17 protein-coding genes are annotated in these 18210 nt (G+C 70.4%); 8 read left to right on the top strand and 9 right to left on the bottom strand.

The genetic code is table 11. The features are described from left to right. Positions 1–37: 37 nt before the first annotated feature. Positions 38–2311 (bottom strand): polyribonucleotide nucleotidyltransferase, encoded by a 2274-nt coding sequence (locus BN1193_RS01435; protein WP_040163418.1) that lies wholly within the window; start codon positions 2309–2311, stop codon positions 38–40. A gap of 347 nt (positions 2312–2658) precedes the next feature. On the opposite strand from BN1193_RS01435, the gene BN1193_RS18110 reads away from it, so the two are divergent. Together BN1193_RS18110 and BN1193_RS01425 are read left to right on the top strand one after the other, a co-directional pair. Continuing rightward, on the top strand, positions 2659–2835 hold the full coding sequence (locus BN1193_RS18110) for a DUF5302 domain-containing protein (RefSeq protein WP_094770212.1): 177 nt from the start codon (positions 2659–2661) through the stop codon (positions 2833–2835). Positions 2836–2840: 5 nt separating this feature from the next. Beyond that, complete coding sequence (locus BN1193_RS01425) at positions 2841–3689, top strand: DUF3626 domain-containing protein (protein ID WP_040163415.1); 849 nt, start codon at positions 2841–2843, stop codon at positions 3687–3689. A 5-nt stretch (positions 3690–3694) separates the two neighbouring features. Here BN1193_RS01425 and BN1193_RS01420 read toward each other — a convergent pair whose 3' ends face one another. Continuing rightward, complete coding sequence (locus BN1193_RS01420; RefSeq protein ID WP_040163412.1) at positions 3695–4108, bottom strand: glyoxalase superfamily protein; 414 nt, start codon at positions 4106–4108, stop codon at positions 3695–3697. 76 nt (positions 4109–4184) lie between these two features. Continuing rightward, positions 4185–6131 carry a glycosyltransferase gene (locus tag BN1193_RS01415; protein ID WP_040163409.1) on the bottom strand — a complete coding sequence of 649 codons (1947 nt, stop codon included), beginning with the start codon at positions 6129–6131 and terminating at the stop codon, positions 4185–4187. A 133-nt stretch (positions 6132–6264) separates the two neighbouring features. On the opposite strand from BN1193_RS01415, the gene BN1193_RS01410 reads away from it, so the two are divergent. Continuing rightward, entirely contained in the window at positions 6265–6891 is a 627-nt protein-coding gene (locus tag BN1193_RS01410; protein WP_052460339.1) for a DedA family protein, read from the top strand. On the opposite strand, the gene BN1193_RS01405 is transcribed toward BN1193_RS01410, so the two are convergent. Next, entirely contained in the window at positions 6830–7297 is a 468-nt protein-coding gene (locus BN1193_RS01405) for a hypothetical protein (RefSeq protein WP_040163403.1), read from the bottom strand. The two genes, BN1193_RS01410 and BN1193_RS01405, sit on opposite strands and share 62 nt — an antisense overlap. 25 nt (positions 7298–7322) lie before the next feature. Further along, positions 7323–7805: an SRPBCC family protein gene (locus BN1193_RS01400; protein ID WP_040163400.1), complete on the bottom strand. Its 483-nt coding sequence runs from the start codon at positions 7803–7805 to the stop codon at positions 7323–7325. Positions 7806–8311: 506 nt separating this feature from the next. On the opposite strand from BN1193_RS01400, the gene BN1193_RS01395 reads away from it, so the two are divergent. Beyond that, entirely contained in the window at positions 8312–9703 is a 1392-nt protein-coding gene (locus tag BN1193_RS01395) for an HNH endonuclease signature motif containing protein (protein ID WP_040163397.1), read from the top strand. Between the two features lie 605 nt (positions 9704–10308). On the opposite strand, the gene BN1193_RS01390 is transcribed toward BN1193_RS01395, so the two are convergent. The 3 genes from BN1193_RS01390 to BN1193_RS01380 form a co-directional block, all read right to left on the bottom strand. Then, positions 10309–10953: a CE1759 family FMN reductase gene (locus BN1193_RS01390; protein WP_040163394.1), complete on the bottom strand. Its 645-nt coding sequence runs from the start codon at positions 10951–10953 to the stop codon at positions 10309–10311. Between the two features lie 7 nt (positions 10954–10960). Next, positions 10961–12172, bottom strand: coding sequence for an LLM class flavin-dependent oxidoreductase (locus tag BN1193_RS01385; protein WP_407662081.1), 1212 nt, complete (start codon positions 12170–12172; stop codon positions 10961–10963). Between the two features lie 89 nt (positions 12173–12261). Then, on the bottom strand, positions 12262–13344 hold the full coding sequence (locus BN1193_RS01380) for a hypothetical protein (RefSeq protein ID WP_040163643.1): 1083 nt from the start codon (positions 13342–13344) through the stop codon (positions 12262–12264). 98 nt (positions 13345–13442) lie between these two features. Here BN1193_RS01380 and BN1193_RS01375 point away from each other — a divergent pair, with 98 nt between their 5' ends. From BN1193_RS01375 to BN1193_RS01360, 4 genes are read left to right on the top strand one after another with little or no spacing between them, the layout of a single operon-like run. Then, positions 13443–14387, top strand: a complete 945-nt coding sequence (locus BN1193_RS01375; protein ID WP_040163390.1) for an ABC transporter ATP-binding protein — start codon at positions 13443–13445, stop codon at positions 14385–14387. A gap of 1 nt (position 14388) precedes the next feature. After that, positions 14389–15162 carry an ABC transporter permease gene (locus BN1193_RS01370; RefSeq protein WP_040163387.1) on the top strand — a complete coding sequence of 258 codons (774 nt, stop codon included), beginning with the start codon at positions 14389–14391 and terminating at the stop codon, positions 15160–15162. Beyond that, on the top strand, positions 15162–16253 hold the full coding sequence (locus BN1193_RS01365; protein ID WP_052460322.1) for a sensor histidine kinase: 1092 nt from the start codon (positions 15162–15164) through the stop codon (positions 16251–16253). The genes BN1193_RS01370 and BN1193_RS01365 overlap by 1 nt, the downstream gene beginning before the upstream one ends. Further along, on the top strand, positions 16250–16864 hold the full coding sequence (locus tag BN1193_RS01360) for a response regulator transcription factor (RefSeq protein WP_040163385.1): 615 nt from the start codon (positions 16250–16252) through the stop codon (positions 16862–16864). The genes BN1193_RS01365 and BN1193_RS01360 overlap by 4 nt, the downstream gene beginning before the upstream one ends. Before the next feature lie 25 nt (positions 16865–16889). Here BN1193_RS01360 and efeB read toward each other — a convergent pair whose 3' ends face one another. Beyond that, on the bottom strand, positions 16890–18176 hold the full coding sequence (gene efeB, locus BN1193_RS01355; RefSeq protein WP_230206374.1) for an iron uptake transporter deferrochelatase/peroxidase subunit: 1287 nt from the start codon (positions 18174–18176) through the stop codon (positions 16890–16892). Positions 18177–18210: the final 34 nt, after the last annotated feature.

The raw sequence follows: 18210 nt of genomic DNA, 5'->3' as shown, positions 1-18210 counted from the left end.
GCTTGCGCGGGACGGGCGTTCGATGAGGTGACGAGGATCACTCCGCGGCGGGAGCGGCCTCCTCGGCCGGAGCCTCGGTCTCCTCGAGCACGGGCTCGAGCGACAGCTTGCCGCGGTCATCGATCTTGGTGATGCGCACCAGGATCTTCTGACCGATCGACAGCACGCTGCCGAGGTCCTCGACGCGCTTGCCACCGTTGAGCTTGCGGACCTCGCTGATGTGCAGCAGTCCGTCCTTGCCCGGCAGGAGCGAAACGAAGGCGCCCAGGCCGTCGCGCAGGTTCACGACCGTGCCCAGGAACTGCTCGCCGACCTCGGGGTTGGTGGGGTTGGCGATCGCGTTGACCTGCGCACGCGCGGCCTCGGCCGACGGGCCGTCGGTGGCGCCGATGTAGACGGTGCCGTCCTCCTCGATGGAGATCTGCGCGCCGGTCTCGTCCTGGATCGCGTTGATCGTCTTGCCCTTCGGGCCGATGAGTTCGCCGATCTTGTCGACCGGGATCTGCACCGAGATCACGCGCGGGGCGGTCGGAGCCATCTCGTCCGGAGCATCGATCGCGGCGTTCAGCACGCCGAGGATCGTCGTGCGGGCGTCGTGCGCCTGCTGCAGCGCGGCGGCGAGGACCGACGACGGGATGCCGTCGAGCTTCGTGTCCAGCTGCAGGGCCGTGACGAACTCGCTGGTACCGGCGACCTTGAAGTCCATGTCACCGAGGGCGTCCTCGGCGCCGAGGATGTCGGTCAGCGCGGCGTAGCGCGTCTCACCGTCGACCTCGTCCGAGACCAGACCCATCGCGATACCGGCGACGGGGGCGCGCAGCGGCACACCCGCGTTCAGCAGCGACAGCGTCGAGGCGCAGACCGAGCCCATCGAGGTGGAACCGTTCGAGCCGAGGGCCTCGGAGACCTGACGGATCGCGTACGGGAACTCCTCGCGGGTCGGCAGCACCGGCACGAGCGCGCGCTCGGCCAGGAAGCCGTGCCCGATCTCGCGACGCTTCGGGCTGCCCACGCGGCCGGTCTCACCGGTCGAGTAGGGCGGGAAGTTGTAGTGGTGCATGTAGCGCTTGCTCGTCGTGGGCGAGAGCGAGTCGATCTGCTGCTCCATCTTGAGCATGTTCAGCGTGGTGACACCCAGGATCTGGGTCTCGCCGCGCTGGAAGATCGCGGAACCGTGCACGCGCGGGATGACCTGCACCTCGGCGTCCAGCGGACGGATGTCCGCCAGCCCACGGCCGTCCATGCGGACACCCTCGTCGAGGATGCGGCCGCGGACGATCTTCTTGGTGACCGACTTGTAGGCGGCGGAGACCTCACCGTTGGCCGACTCGGGCAGCTCGCCCGCCTCGACGGCAGCGGCGACCTCGGCCTTGACGCGGTCCTTGACGGCGTCATCGGCGGCCTGGCGCTCCTGCTTGTCCGCGATCAGGTAGACCTTCTCGAGGTCCGCGAACGCGCTCTTGGAGACGAAGTCCAGCGTCGCCTGCTCGTACGGCAGGAAGACCGGGTAGACACCCGGCTCCTTCGACGAGTGCTGAGCCATCTCGGCCTGCGCCTCGACGAGCTGCTTGAGGAAGGGCTTCGCGGCCTCGAGGCCACCGGCCACGACCTCTTCGCTCGGCTTGACGGCGCCGCCGCGGATCAGGTTCCAGCTGTTCTCGGTGGCCTCGGCCTCGACCATCATGATGGCCACGTCCTGCGTGCCATCGGCCTTGGTGACCACGCGGCCCGCGACCATGAGGTCGAAGACGGCCTGCTCGACCTGCTCCACGTTCGGGAACGCGACCCACTGGTCGGCGTGGTCGCCGTGGCCCGGGATGAGGGCGAGGCGCACACCGGCGATCGGGCCGGAGAAGGGCAGACCGGAGATCTGCGTCGAGGCCGATGCGGCGTTGATCGCGAGGGCGTCGTAGTACTCACCCGGAGCGATCGAGAGGACGGTGACGACGATCTGGACCTCGTTGCGGAGGCCGTCGACGAACGACGGACGCAGCGGGCGGTCGATCAGACGGCAGACAAGGATCGCCTCGGTCGAGGGACGGCCCTCACGACGGAAGAACGAACCGGGGATCTTGCCGGCGGCGTAGGAGCGCTCCTCCACGTCGACGGTCAGCGGGAAGAAGTCGAAGCCCTCACGCGGGTGCTTGCCCGCGCTCGTGGCCGACAGGAGCATGGTCTCGCCATCGAGATACGCGGCGACGGCACCCTGTGCCTGCTGCGCGAGGCGACCCGTCTCGAAGCGGATCGTGCGGGTGCCGAAGCGACCGTTATCGAGAACGGCCTCGGCGGCGGTGATTTCAGGACCTTCCAAGAGGTCTCTCCTTCTTTGTTTTGACTCGTCCACCCGTATGGCGGGCGAGTGTTCCTCGAAGGAGCAGAGCAGACAGATATGGGCGCGTGCGGACATCGCCGGACTCGCCTGCGCTGGCCACCAGTAGAAGACCACCCGGCTTGCTGACGGGGAACCCACCACAGGGGACCAGCTTCCTGCCGGGCCTGCTCCGATCGGTGTTCAGTTGTGCGGCGCCCACGGCGGGCGCCTCCACGATGCTATCAGCGCGAGGTGAATCCGAGCTGATCGCGGGAATCCTGGCGTCCGGTTCTGAATTGCTCGTCCGAGGTCCGATGCGGCGCATGGCATCCGGCTAGGCTGACGGCATGTCCGAACAGAACGACGCTGCCGACGACGTCAAGCGGAAGTTCCGCGAAGCGCTCGAGAAGAAGAACGCCCAGCACAACGGCGCCGGAGAGTCACACCTCGACGGCAAGGGCGCAGTCACCGAGGCGCACGGCGCCGCGGGAGCCAAGCGGCAGTTCCGCCGCAAGTCCGGCTGACACCCGTGGACGAACGCCGGCTGCCCGCTGCTGCGGCACGGGCACTGGCGTTCGTCGCTCGGCGCGCCGTCGACGGTCCCCCGCTCCCGGAGAACGTCCGCGTCGTGCTCCACTTCCACCCGGACGTCGGCGTCGACGGAGCGCCCGTCCTGGAACGGATAGTCGCCGACGGTACGTACGTGTCGCAGTTCGCGACCGGGACCGGGAACGGCGGACTCACCGCTCGATCGGGCGGCGATCGGTGGTCATGGGAGCAGCGCCTCTTCGACGGAGCGTACGACGACGTCGATCCGAGGCAACGGCCGGTGTACGGCGGCGCGTGGGACGGTGTCGATCCGTATGGTGCCGCACCCCGGTTCGGCTCCGCCTATCTCGTCCTCCGACCGGAGGTGAACCTTCGGACCAGCTTCGCGTACCCCGACAGCGGCGCCTCGCCCTCCACGTTCGGCGTCGCGGAGCGCTGTGCGCCATGGCCGCAGTTCGTCGCCGACCGGCCCGAGGATCCGCTGGATCATTACGTCGAGTGCCACGTGCACGCCGGGATCGCCGTGCCGGACGAAACCGCGGCGGTCGTGCTTGACCCGTCGCACCGTGGCACGCCGCTGGCAGAGGCTGCCGAGCGGTCCGGCCTCGTCGTTCGCTGGCATCCGGGGTATGCGCTGGCGGCCGCCGACCTGATTGAGCGAGCCGACTACCGCGGAGCCGCGGTGGTCGCGCTCGCCCCCCGGGTGGCCGAGGACGGCATGCTGACGCCGGCCGTCCTGGGCCGTGCGCGCGCCACCGGCGCTCACGACCCCCAGACGCTCAAGCAGGTGTGGCACTGCCTGGCGCGCTTCGGGCGCGCCGAGGCCTGACCCGGTCAGCCGGCGGCGACGTCCGAACCGGCGGCTTCTCCCCCGGCGGACCACACCGGCAGCTGCTGGAAGGTCCAGAGGTTGCCGTCCGGGTCGCGCAGTGTGACGAAGCGCCCCCAGGCCTGCTCGTCCACGCCGTCGGCCTCGACGCCCCGCGATCGCACGTCCGCCAGGAACGCGTCCGCGTCCGGGATCACCGCCATCACCGCCTCGAGACTGCCGGGCGCCATGTTCCGGCCGAGCCCCTCACCGATCGCGATCGAGCAGGCCGAGCCCGGTGGGGTGAGCTGTACGAACCGAGTGTTCTCGTCGGGCCGTTCGTCGTAGTCGGCGTGGAAGCCGAGCCCCTCGACGTAGAACTGCTTGGCCCGGTCCACATCCGTGACCGGGACGAACACGACTTCGATCTTGATGTCCATCGGTTTCTCCGTTCGTCGGCGTCGGCGCCGCAGGTTCCAGTGTGCGCCCGGCCACGGACATTCGTGCGGGCGCAGCTCAGGCGTCGGATCGGGTGCGGCGCGGGGTGGACGGGCGCAGGTGGATGTAACGGTCATGCTTCGCGGTCAGCCCGTCGCCGGCGCGGCGACCGCGCACCCGACGCCAGGCCCAGGGCAGCGCATGCTCCCGCCACCACGCCGCCCGCGTCGGCGCAGGAGCGCCGTCGTGGAACGCGTCGTCCAGGCCCGCGAGCACGGATGCGTCCGGGACACCCAGACGCTCGGCCGCACGATACGCGAGGAGTCGGTGTCCGCGCGGGCTGAGGTGGACGAGGTCCGCGCCCCAGTGGCCCGGCTCGGCGAGTTCGGGCGTCAGGTCGGTGTCCAGCAGGATCGCGCCGGTGCGCTCGGCGATGCCGACCACGGCTGTGGCGAACCGTGCGAAGCGTCGGGAGAAGACGCCCGCGGCGCGGTGGCCGGGGAGGAATGGCGTGACCAGCAGAACGTCGGCGCCGTCCGCCCGCAGACGCCGCACGGTGTCCTCGAGGCTCGCCGCCAGCACGGTCGGGTCCGCACGAACACCGGCCAGATCGTTCGCGCCGATCAGGATCGCGACGAGGTCCGGGTGCAACCGGCGCGCGGCGGACAGCTGCTCCCCCGCCACATCACGGACGCGGCGGGAGCGGACCGCGAGGTTGGCGTAGTCCAGGCCGTCCCGCGACGCGAGCAGCAGGGCCAGGCGATCCGCCCAACCACGCAACTGCCCGTCCGCGCCGGGATCGCACAGGCCCTCGGTGAGCGAGTCGCCCAGCGCGATGAACGATCGCCACCGGCGCGGCGATGCGGACGGCCGCGGCTCCGGACGGACGGTCCGGGGTGCCCGGCGCTGCGCGTCCACCGTCTGCAGGTCCCGCGCCTCGGCGAAGCGGTCCAGGAGGTCGTCGCAGACGGATGTCCAGGACCGCCCGGCGACCGCCGCACGCCCGGCGGCGCCGAAGGCCCGGCGCTTGCTCTCATCGCCGACGAGGTCGAGCACGCGGGCACGGAGGTCCGCGAGGTCGCCCGGACGGTAGAGCCAGCCGTCGTTACTCGATCGGACGAGGTCGACGGGTCCCCCACGACCCGTCGCGACGACGGGCACGCCGCTGGCATGGGCTTCCTGCAGCGTCTGACCGAACGTCTCGCTCTCGCCGGGATGGACGAAGACGTCGAACGACGCGATCGCGGTCGCCAGTTCGGCCCCGTCCCGGTGGCCGAGGAAGACGGCGTCCGGGAGCGCGCGCTCGAGCGCCGCGCGCTCCGGGCCGTCGCCCACGATCACCAGTCGGGTGCCGGGGATCGCGCCGACGGCGTGGAGGTCCGCGACCTGCTTCTCAGCGGCAAGCCGACCGACGTAGCCGATCACCACCTGTCCGGGCGCGTACGTGGTGCGCCAGGTTTCGGAGCGGTGGGCGGGATCGAAGCGGCCCGTGTCGACGCCGCGTCCCCAGCGCCGGACCCGGTCGACACCCAGTTCCCGCAGTTGGCGCTCGGACGCCGTGGACGGCGCGAGCGTGAGGGTGGCACGGCGGTGCAGGCGCGTGATGTGCGCCTCGGCGAGCGTCGTAGTGGCTCCGAGACGGTACCGCTCGGCGTAGGCGACGACGTCGGTCTGGTACGCCGCGACGACCGGCAGGCCGAGACGTCCGGCGGCCTGCACGCCGCGCCAGCCGAGCGCGAACGGCGAGGCCAAGTGCACGACGTCCGGCGCGAACGCGTCCAGGATGCGCGTGATGCGAGCGGTCGAGGCGGCGCCGACCCGCACGCTGGCGTAGCCGGGCAGCGGAACCGATGGGACCGCGACGACACGCGTCCGACCGACGGCCGTGGGGGTGCCGGGTGCGGCCGGCGCGATGATGAGCGCCTCGTGGCCGTGGGTGTCGAGGTGGGCGGCGATCTCCAGGCCGGAGCGGGTCACGCCATTCATGTGCGGGAGGAAGGACTCGGTGATGATCGCGACTCTCACGCCTCCAGCGTGCGGGAGCGTGGGGCCTGCATCGTGCCGAATCGGTCTCGGACGGCGACTGTTCATCCGTTGCCCGTCGGCCGGACACCGCCGCGGTGCCTGCCGTATGCCGTACGCGTGCTTGCGTGGTCGTGTGCTGGTTGATGAGCTGCTCAGCGCCGTGTCGGGACCGTGGGGACTGATCGCGATGTCCGTGCTGGTGTTCGCGGACGCGTTCCTCGTGGTCGTTCCGGGCGAGGTCGCCGTGACGATGCTCGGCGCGGTCGCCGCGGTGGCCGAGCGTCCGCCACTGTGGGCGGTGATCGGGTGCGCAGCGCTGGCCGCCGTGCTCGGCGACGTCTGCTGCTACCTCGTCGGTCGGACGGTGGGCCTGGATCGCTGGCGGTGGCTGCGCGGCCCGCGGGTGTCCGGCGCGATCACCTGGGCTCGCGGGCGCCTGGACTCCGGCGCCGCCACGGTGCTTTTCACAGCGCGATTCGTCCCGTTCGCGCGGCTCGCGGTGAATCTCGCCGCCGGCGCGACGCGGCTGCGGTGGCGGAAGTACCTGCCGCTGCTGCTGGTGGCGGCGACGGCATGGGCGGCTTATCAGGCGGTGATCGGCGCGGTGGTGGCGAGCCTCGTGCCGGGTATGCCGGTCATCGCGGTGCTGGTGTCGGTCGCGGTAGCGGTCGGCCTGGGCCTGGTGGTCGACCTCGTCGTCACGCGCCGCGCTCGGCGCGCGCGTCCGGAAGCACGAGGTTCCGGGCACCCCGAACGATGATCCAGACCAGGAGGACCACGAGGGCGACGTCCGTCACGATGTACGCGTAGTGCAGGACGGAATCGCCCGCGTCTCCCCCGGCGATCACGATGTCGCTGCGGGCGTTCAGCGGCGGGCGGACCACGAACGTCTGGACCGCCATGACGACCCAGGTGACCGCGAGCAGCATCCAATCCGTCCGACTGATGCGCGGACGGCGGAGGGCGAGGACGCTCATCACGAGCAGCAGGACCCAGCTTGCGATCTCGAGCGCGAAGAACACCAGGCGGCCGATGCCGAGCCCCAGCGCCGTCGTGATTCCCGGTGCCTGGAACTTCAGCGGCGCCTCCAGGAACGCCAGGCCGATGATGAGTCCCAGCCAGAGCGCGGGCACGACCAAACGGAGGGCGATCACGGTGCGGGACATGGCACCAGCCTATTGACGGTGCCCGTCACCTCCGGACGGCGCGTTCGGCCTCCGCGAGGACGGTGGGGTCCGCGCAGCCGCGGGCGAATCCGGCGATGCGCGCGCGGATCTCACGGCCGAGGATGCGTGCGCCGAGCCATTCCGCGATCGGCGCGAGCCACGCGGGACGGCACGCGAAGTTGTACTTCCAGACCGCGAGGGTGCCGTCCCCGTCCGGAGTGAAGCGCCAGCCGCCGCCCATCTTCGCGAAGAACCACGGCCCGCGTTCCATCGTCATGCCGACGTTGGTCGGCGGGGCGTAGGAGACGTAGCGGCTCACCATCGCGGGGCCGAAGCGCTGGCGGGTGAAGGTGCGGACCCCCTTGCCGGCCGCGGTGGCACCGTCGAGGAAGTGCTGCTCGTGGATGAAGACGTCCCAGCGTTTGCGCGTTTCGCCCGTCGTCTGGGAGACGGCGAAGGCGATCTTCGGGCTCACATCGACGTGCACCCGCGCTTCGACCACCGGCATATCGCCCTCCCCCGTCGTGCGTCGAGCGTAGCAATGCGGGGGGCGGGCGTTTTTGCCCCGGTTGTGTTCGTCCGTCTGCGCATGGGGTGGGGCGGGCGGGGGTTCGGATTCCGACGCGCTTCGACTTCTCTGCGGGGTGGGTTTCCTGCGGCTTAAGACGACACGGGTTTCGCGGGTGGTTCCGTCGGCGTATCGGCGCTCGGATCCGGGGGGTGGGTCGGGTGCGCTCGGCCGTGCGGGGGTGCGGTTGCTGCCGCTGTTCGGGGCGTCGGGGGGCTGGGTTTTTCGGCTTAAGACGGCCCGGTGGATGGTGCGTTCCGGACGCCGGCTCACGGCCCGTTCGCGGTCCGCCGGCCCGGCCGTTGAGCGGCCGTCAGCGAGACGAAACGCAGTGGCGTGCGTGGCGGGATCGGGGTGAGAGAAACCTCATCTCCACAGGCCCAAATCCATCCACAGCCTGGGATATCCACCGCCCAATGTCGGCGCCCCGGCGTAAAATATGGGTTATGAACACCACGATGGAACGGACCCGGGAGACGATGGCTCACGCCGTCGCTGACCTCCGTTCCATCCTGGTTTCGGGCACCCTCGATACGGCCGACCGGGACGACATGCTCGGGTTCCTGATCGGGGTCGGGGACCTGTATCGGCAGGTTGAAGCGACCCTGGTGATCGGCACCGGTGTGATCGAGAAGCGCTCCGCCACGGCGGAGCGCTTCGACGTTTCCTCCGACTGCCGGTCTGCGAACGAAGTCCTGCAACGCACCACCGGTGCCGCCCCCACGACCGTCAAGCGGTGGAGCCGACTCGCCGCCGTCGTGAAGCCGGAGCGCACCCTTTCCTCGGGTGAGGTGCGGCCGGCCGAGTTCCCGGCCCTGCGCGAAGCACTCACCACAGGAGCGATCGGGGCGGACGGTCTTGAAGCCGCGACCCGTCCTCTGCGGGAGATCAAGGATCGCGTCGACGCGGCCGACCTCGCGGAGATCGATGAGGTTCTCGCGGCGATGACGACGACGACCGGTGCGCCGGTGATGTGCGACACGCTCCGCGACCTCTCCCTCCGCCTGGCCACAGACCTCGACATCACCGGCGCTGAGGCGGAAGAGGAGAAGGCTTTCCAGGGTCGGGCCTTGCGGCTCGGCGTCAAGCGGAACGGGCTCGTGCCCGTCTCAGGTCAACTCGTCCCGGATGTCGCGGGTGCACTGTCGGTGTTGTTGGATTCGATCAACAACCCCCACGGCCAGCCCGCGGGCGTGAAGTTCCGACCCTCGGACGAAGCCGACGAGAACGCGGATGCGCGGAGCATGGCGCAACGCAACCACGACGCCCTCGGCACCATCCTCGCCGCCGTCCCCAACGCTCCCGACATGCCGACCAACGGTGGCGGCGCACCTGTCCTCGTGATCCACGCGACCGAAGACACCGTTCGTGCCGGACAGGGGTGGGCCACGATCCCCGGAGCCGATGCGACGGGCACGGATGTGCCGGTGCCGTTCGCCGCGGCGAAGCACGTCGGATGCTGTGGCACCATCCAACACCTCACCACCGCCCCCAACGGACGGATCGTCAAGCTCACCATCGACAAGCGCTTCTTCTCCCCCGACCAGCGGCGAGCGATCACCGTCCGGGACCGGTCCTGCGTGATCCCGGGATGCCACACCCCGGCCCGGTGGTGCGAGATCCACCACGTGAAGGAATGGTCCAGGGGCGGTGAAACGGATGTCGATAACGGGGTGCTGATCTGCTGGCACCACCACCGATTCATCGACCGCATGGGGTGGGACATCCGGATGAACGACGGCGTCCCCGAAGTACGACCACCCGACTGGATCGACACCACACAATCCTGGCAACCTACCGGCCCGAGGGCCGCAGGACTGCCGAAGCGGGGTGCGTGATGTCCAGGGAGAACTCCGTCCACACCACGCCCGCCCAGCACCTCCCGACGGTTCGACCCGCTGGTGCTCGCCTAGCGCCCGGAAATGGGCTCGTCACCGGGATCGCGACCGGTATCGGGATCGTGATCGGTGACGGGACGGTGACCGGCGACGGGATGGCAACCGGTGGGGTGGTGGCCACCTCAGGGACGCGAGCCGGCGACGAGAGCCGATCCGTGACGGGCGGTCTTAAGCCGAAAACGCAACCCCGCCGAAACCCGAAGCGCCGAACCCAACGCACCCACACCACCGCGAGCGCACCCGACGCAACCACCTCGCAATCCGTGCCCCGACAGGTGAACCGAACCACCCCGACAACCCGTGTCGTCTTAAGCGAAAAGAACGCGACAACGCTGGAACGGAAGACGGCCACCCGTACCACGCAAGGACCGACGTTCCGACTCGCAGCCGCTCACCTAACGCCCCGCACGGCGACGCACCCCACGGGAACGCGAGACGGCTCCGATGACCGGGCCGTGACGGGCCCGCCTCACGGAACGACGGCCCCTCACGGAACGACGAAGCGGCCGCGGGGACCGAGGTCCACGCGGCCGCGACAGTCGGGATCACTCCCCCGCAAGACCACCCAGAAGGTGTCCGAACGACTGCCCCTTTCCGAGGTAGCTGGCCGGGTCGTACGGGTCGAGCTCGGTGACGGGCTCTCGCGCGGCGATCGCCTCCGCAAGCTCCCGCGCACCCTTCTCGACCCGCGCGGACAGCGGCGCGACATCATCGGCCTTCGCGCCCCAGTCGCTCGAGGCGGCGAACACACCCGACGAGACCGTGTCGGCGTGCAGGTACGCGAACAACGGCCGCACCGCGTAGTCGATCGCGAGCGAGTGGCGAGCCGTGCCGGCGTTCGCACCGATCCACACCGGCTTCCCGGTCAGCGAATCCGGATCGAGCACGTCGATCCACGACTTGAACAGCCCCGAGTAGCTCGTCGAGAAGATCGGCGTCACCACGATCAGCGCGTCCGCGCCCGTGACGGTGTCGATCATCGCCTGCAGCTCAGGCTGCGCGAACCCGGTCAGCATGTTGTCCGTGATCTGGTGCGCGAAGTCGCGCAGCTCGAACGTCTCGACCGTCACGTCGATCTCCCGCTCGGCGAGCCGCGCCACGACGGCGGCGGACATCCGATCGGCCAGCATGCGCGTCGATGACGGGTTCGACAGCCCCGCCGGGACGACGGCGATGGTCCGCGTGCTCATCGCAGCCTCACTTCCGCGTCGCGGCCGCGCCGAACGCGGACCCGGGCTTGGCGTCGTTCACCGCGGCGGTGTCCTGGTAGGGCGAGCCGTCGGTGAGGTTGTCCCCACGGTTGGCCGACGGCACGCTCTGCCGCGGAGCCTGGTCACCGTACTTGGCGGCCACCAGCTGAGCGTGCGTCGGAGCATCCGGAACGCTCGCCGGACGATTGACCGCGAGCTCCTTGCGCAGCACCGGCACGACGTCCTCGGCGAGGATGTCGATCTGCTCGAGCACCGTCTTCAGCGGCAGACCGGCGTGGTCCATGAGGAACAGCTGACGCTGGTAGTCGCCGAACAGGTCGCGCATCCCGGCGTACCGGTCGATGACCTCCTGCGGCGAGCCGACGGTCAGCGGCGTCATCTTCGTGAAGTCCTCCATCGACGGACCGTGACCGTAGACCGGCGCGTTGTCGAAGTACGGCCGGAACTCGTTCTTGGCGTCCTGGCTGTTCTTGCGAATGAACGCCTGACCACCGAGGCCAACGATCGCGGTCTCCGGAGCGCCGTGACCGTAGTGCTCCCAGCGCTGGCGGTACAGCCCGATCAGGCGCTGGTAGTGCTCGGCCGGCCAGAAGATGTTGTTCGCGAAGAACCCGTCGCCGTAGTACGCCGCCTGCTCGGCGATCTCGGGTGTCCGGATCGAACCGTGCCAGACGAACGGCGGCACGTCATCGAGCGGACGCGGCGTCGAGGTGAAGCCCTGCAGCGGGGTGCGGAACTTGCCTTCCCAGTCCACGACGTCCTCACGCCAGAGGCGGTGCAGCAGGTTGTAGTTCTCCAGCGCCAGCGGCAGACCCTGGCGGATGTCCTTGCCGAACCACGGGTACACCGGACCGGTGTTGCCACGCCCCATCATGACGTCCATGCGGCCGCCGGACAGGTGCTGCAGCATCGCGTAGTCCTCGGCGATCTTCACCGGGTCGTTCGTGGTGATCAGCGTCGTGGAGGTGGACACGATGATGCGCTCGGTCTGCGCGGCGATGTAGGCCAGCAGCGTCGTCGGCGAGGACGAGAAGAACGGCGGGTTGTGGTGCTCGCCGATCGCGAAGACGTCCAGCCCCGCCTCCTCGGCGTGCTTGGCCATCGTCACGGCCGCGGCGATGCGCTCCCCCTCGGACGGCGTGCGTCCGGTCGTCGGGTCCTGGGTGATGTCGGACACGGACATCAGTCCGAACTGCATACCCGGCCAGGTCTGGCTCTCGCTCATGATGATCGCTCCTCGCGTTCTATTCAGATGAATATAACTCCTGTAACGCGGACCCCGCGAATCTATTCCCCGGCTCCCGTCGAACTCTCAGCCTCGTCCCACCAGCGGAGCACGCGGAGGGCCTGCAGCGTCAGCCAGCGCGACGGCTCGCCATCCGCGCCGTCCACGGGAAACCGGACGCGGCCGAGCATCTCGCCGTCCTGCAGCCAGCGTCCATCCGCCTGCCGCTTCGACCGGACGAGTCCGACGGCGTCCGCCATCCGCGGGTCGGGCGCGGTCGCTTCCTCCTGCGCGACGTCCCGGAAATGATCGAGGGCCGCGAGCGCGCTGTAGCGGTACCGATTCGGGTACCGGAATTCGGACACGAACGCCCCCACCGGCTCCCCCGTCGACGCGCGGCTCAGCAGCCATCGGCTGAGCAGGTACTCCTCGCCACCATGACGCGCCGCGCGCACGCTCACATCGCCCGTCGTCCTCTCGTAGGCGAGCAGTCCGCGCGCCGCGTTCAGCGTCGAGTGGAACGACGAGCGGACCGAGTCCCCCTCCTCCGCCTCGCAGTTCCAGCCGCCGTCGGCGAGCCGGTGCTCGACGAACCACTGCGCCAGCGCCCGCACGTCCACGCCGAGCCACGCCCCGGTCGCGAGCGTGAACGAGTTGATGCAGACGTCCACCTCGCCGTCCCAGTACGGCCGGTCCTCGTACTCCCAGCGCGAGTTGCGACGCAGGCGCTCGGCGGTGTCGCCCAGTGCAGACGCGCCCACGCCCCACTCGCGCAGGTCCTTCAGCACCCAGGTTGTGGCCGTGAACGGCTGCCCGGGCGCCTCCCGCTCCGGCGAATCGAAGAAGCCGGCCGGGAAGAACGCCCCGCCCGCCCATTGCCCCACCCAGGTTGTGGCCGTGAACGGCTGGGCGTGGGCCTCCCGCTCCGGCGAATCGAAGTAGCGGGCCGGGAAGCGGGCGCCCCGTGCCCATTGGCCGTCATCGTCCTGGTCAGCGAGAAGCCGCGCGCCGAAGCCCTCGGTCGCGACACGCGCGCGAGTGTCCTGCCAGACGTCCGGCGGTGCGTCGAGCAGGTCACGCTCGACCTGCCACTGCACCGCGGGATCACCCGCCATGAGCCAACCCACGACCGTCTCCTGCACCATGCCCTGACGGTACGCCCGACGGGGGACGCCGAACAGTCCCGGCACAATCGTGACGTTCGGCCTAGGTCCGCACGCGCAGAGGTCGCCACGATGGAACCATGAACTCCCGCCCGCACCCGGACGCTCCGGCGCTCAGCCTCCGCGACGTGACCAAGACCTTCCCGAGTCGCGGTGGCACGGTCCACGCCGTCCGCGGCATCACCCTCGACGTCCGCCGCGGCGAGGTGCTCGCCCTCCTCGGTCCGAACGGCGCCGGCAAGACGACACTGCTCGACATGGTCCTGGGCTTCACCGCTCCCACGTCCGGCACCGTCGAGGTGCTCGGGATGAACGCGGAGAGCGCGGTCCGCGCCGGACACATCTCCGCCGTCCTGCAGACCGGCGGGCTGCTCCCCGATCTCACCGTGCGGCACACCGTCGCGATGATCGCGAAGGTCCAGGCCCATCCCCTTCCCGTCGAGGAGACGCTGCGGCGAGCCGGGGCGCTGGAATTCGCGGACCGACGCGTGTCGAAGTGCTCGGGCGGCCAGCAGCAGCGGTTGCGGTTCGCGCTCGCACTGCTCACTGACCCGGACATCCTCATCCTCGACGAACCGACCGCCGGGATGGACGTGACCGCCCGGCGCGAGTTCTGGGCCACGATGCACGAGCGCGCCGCCGAGGGTCGCACGGTCATCTTCGCCACGCACTACCTGGAGGAGGCCCAGGACTTCGCCGAGCGCATCGTCCTCGTCGCCGACGGTCGGATCGTCGCGGACGGCCCCGTGGCCGAGATCCAGTCGACGATCGCCACCAAGACGATCCGCTTCACGCCCCCGGCGGACTTCTCCGCCGACGCCGCGCTCGCCGTCGTGAGCGCCACGCTCGGCCGCCCCATCGACGGCCGACACAGCGTCGACCAGGGCCGGCACACGATCGTCACCGCGGACGCAGACCCGGTCGCGCTGCACCTGCTCGGCACCGTCGGCGCCACCGACGTCGACATCACCCCGGCCGGCCTCGACGAGGCCTTCATCGCTCTCACCTCTCGGGAAGGTAATTGACATGGCCGTGAACGTCCTCGGTTACACCGCCTACGACCTCCGTCGGCACGCGCTGATGATCTCCAGCATGTTCTTCATCGTCGTGCTGCCGACCGCGCTGTTCCTGATGTTCGGCGGACTGTCCGACTACAGCGACGACCCGGTCGGGCACGGCAACGTGTCGTCGTACCTGATGATCTCGATGGCCCTGTACGGCGCGGTCACCGCGACCACGAACATCGCCGGGTCCGCGGCCGTCGAGCGCTCGCACGGATGGGGACGCCAGCTCGCCCTCACCGCCCTGCGCGGACCGCAGTACGTCCTGTCCAAGGTGACCGTGGCCCTCGTCATCGCCGTCCTCCCGGTGGTCGTGGTCTACCTCGCCGGTGCTCTGGTCGGCTCGAAGTTCGACGAGCCGTGGCTCTGGCTCGCCACCGGCGCGATCGTCGTCCTCGGCTCGGCCGTCTTCGCCCTCTACGGCCTGACGATCGGGCAGCTGTTCCGCTCCGAGTCCGCCGTCGGCACGGCGTCCGGAATCCTCGTGGTGCTGGCCTTCTTCGGCAACCTCTTCGTCCCGCTGTCCGGCGTGCTGCTGGACATCGGCCGCTGGACGCCGCTGTACGGACTGGTCGGCCTCGCCCGCTGGCCCCAGACCGAGGGGGTTCTCGTTGCGGCGAACGGCCCGAGCACCGACTCCGACGAACTGTGGCAGCTGCTGCTCAACGTGGGAGCATGGACCGTGATCTTCGCCATCGCCGCCGTCTACACCGCTCGCCGCGGCACCCGGCGGCAGTGATGCTCGACGCCGGGACGGGGCAGCGCGAGACGCCGGAATACCGGTCTGCGGCGCTGTGGCTGGTGTTCCTGGCGATCCCCGCGATCCTGACCGCGATCCTGCCCGCCACGTGGACCGAACGTCTCCTGGCCTGGGCCGCGATCGCGGTCTTCGCGGTCGTGTTCGTGCTGGCCTTCCGCCGCCCGCGCCTGTTCGCCCGATGGCCCCTCGGGGTGAACCTCGCCATCTGGGTGGCCCTGCTGGTCGGGGCGATCCTGCCGGCCGTCCCGGCGATCGGGTGGAACGTCGCCGCCGTCACGCCGTTCGTCCTCAGCGTGATCGCCTTTCACATGTCCTTGATCCCCGGGCTCGTTCTCGGGATCGGGGTCGCGGTGGCGGTGCTCGGATCGGCGATCTTCAGCGCCACCCTCCATCTCGGGAACAGCTGGGGACTGGGCATCGGGGTCGCGACCGGAACCACGTTCGTGCTCGTCATGCGGTTGGATGCCGAGCACGAGGCCCGAAACGAGGCGATCCGCACCGAACTGGCGCGGGTCCGGGAACGCGCCGACTTCGCGCGCGACGTGCACGACATCCTCGGCCACTCCCTCACGGTGATCTCGGTGAAGACCGACCTCGCCCGGCGCCTGGTCCGCAGCGACCCGGACGCCGCCGTGCGCGAACTCGATGACGTCCACGAACTCGCCCGGTCCGCGCTCGCCGACGTCCGCGGCACCGTCACGGAGCTGCGGACCACGGACTTCGCCACACAGCTGGAGGGTTCGCGGCGGGCCCTGGAGGCCGCGGGTCTGGCGGTCTCCGCCGACGGAGATCCCGACGCCCCACCCGAGGGCGCCCTGTTCGTCGCCGCGCTGCGCGAGCTCACCACGAACGTCGTCCGGCACGCGAACGCGGCGTCGGTGCGCATCGGCTGGGACCCGCGCACGCTGACGGTCACGGACGACGGTGACGGCGTCGGCTCCACCGCACCGGGAAACGGCCTGACCGGTCTCCGCGAGCGCGCCGATGCGGTCGGCGCAACAGTGTGCGTCGGTCCGGCACACCCCGGCGCTCTCCGTCCCGGCACGACCGTGGCGGTGAGTGTCCCGTGACCGAGCCCCTGCGCATTCTCCTCGCCGACGATCAGGCCCTCATCCGCGGCGCGATGGCCGCGCTGCTGTCGATGGAACCGGACCTGCAGGTCGTCGCCGAGACCGGCGACGGAACCGACGTGGTCGACCTCGTCCGAGACCACCGCGTCGACGTGGCGCTGATCGATATCGAGATGCCCGGCATCGACGGGATCGCGGTCGTCGCGCGGCTGACCGCATCCGGACTCCCCTGCCGCAGTGTGATCGTGACGACCTTCGGCCGGCCCGGGTACCTGCGCCGGGCTCTGGCGGCGGGCGCGTCCGGGTTCGTGGTGAAGGACACCCCCGCCGATCAGCTCGCCGCCGTCGTGCGGCGCGTGCACGCCGGGCTCCGCGTGATCGACCCGAGCGTCGCCGAGGAGGACGCGCTCGCCGGCGCCAATCCTCTCACCGGTCGGGAGCGGGACGTCCTCCGTGGTGCGCTCACCGGAGCGACCGTGCGCCAGCTCGCCGCCGACCTGCACCTGTCGGTCGGCACGGTCCGCAATCACCTGTCCGCGGCGATCGGCAAGACGTCCGCGACGACGCGGACCGAGGCCGCTGTCGCCGCCCAGCGCCACGGCTGGCTCTGACCCCGCGCATCCCCGGAAACTCTGCCTATGCGAACAGGCCGGCACCGACGTAGGAGCCCTCGGCGGCGCCGGGTGGCACCGCCCAGAGGCCAGAGCCGATGTGCACCAGGTACTCGCCCATCGCGTCCTTCGCGAGCGAGCGCTGCACCGTGATGAAGTCCTCCGGCAAGTGCTGGAACGCCAGGAAGAACAGCCCCGCGGACAGCTTGCCGAGCGCGTCGTTGCCGTCCACATAGTTGTAGCCGCGCCGCAGCATGCGGATGCCGCCGTTGAGGTCCGGGTGCGCGAGGCGGACGTGACTCACCTCGTCGATGAGCGGCTTGCCGTCCTCGCCGGTGGTGGCGAAGTCGGGCTCCGCGGTCTCCGCACCGTCGGGCGCGGACAGCGGCGCGCCGCTGCCCTTCGCGCGGCCGACCACGCGGTCCTGCTCGGCGAGGCGGACCCGGTCCCACGTCTCGATCGTCATGGAGATCTTGCGCGCGACGAGGTAGCTGCCCCCGACGAGCCAGGGCTGGTCGCCCCCCTTCACCCAGACGTGCTCGGCCAGCGCCGACGTGTCCTCGGCGAGGATGTTCGCGGTGCCGTCCTTGAATCCGAACAGGTTGCGGGGCGTGGACTGGTCGACGGTGGTCTTCGACGTCCGTCCGAACCCGAGCTGCGACCACCGGATCGACGCCCGCCCGAACGCGATGCGGCTGAGGTTGCGGATCGCGTGCACCGCGACCTGCGGGTCGTCCGCGCACGCCTGGATGAACAGGTCGCCGTCGCTGGCTTCCGGAATCAGGTCATCACGGAGAAACGCGGGCAGCCGCTTCAGCGCCGTCGGCTGCCGAGCGGCGATCCCGAAGCGGTCCTCCCCGTCCTTCGTGAACAGCGTCGGGCCGAAGCCGAACGTGATCGTCAGCGCGCTCGCCGGCAGGCCGAGCGCCTCCCCGGTGTCATCCGGCGGGGCCTGCGGCGACCCGCCGACCGCGCCCTTCGCGCTCACCTCGAGCCCCTGCGTCATCCGGGCGGCCGCGTACGACCAGTCCTGCAGCAGCTCGATGAGGTCGTCCCGGGACGTGCGCGCCATCATGTCGAAGCTCGCGAAGTGCAAGTGCTCCTGCACTTCCGTGGCGATCCCGGACTGGTGCTCGCCGTAGAAGGGGTGGACGCCACCGCCCGCGCCGCCCGCCGTGCGGGAACCGGTGACAGCGGCGGTGACGGCGCTGCCGCCGCCCGCCCCCAGCACGAGACCGGCCGCACCGGCAAGACCGAACAGCGCACGGCGGGACAGCCCGCGGGACGGCGAATCGCCCACCGTGGGGGGCACGGCGGGCGAATCGTCGGAGAGACCTTCGGTCACA

Origin of the sequence: Microbacterium gorillae (assembly GCF_000826185.2) — a bacterium.
Taxonomy (GTDB): Bacteria; Actinomycetota; Actinomycetes; order Actinomycetales; family Microbacteriaceae; genus Microbacterium; species Microbacterium gorillae.
Note: the sequence above shows the minus strand (reverse complement) of the source record. Positions and strands in the feature narration are given on the sequence as shown.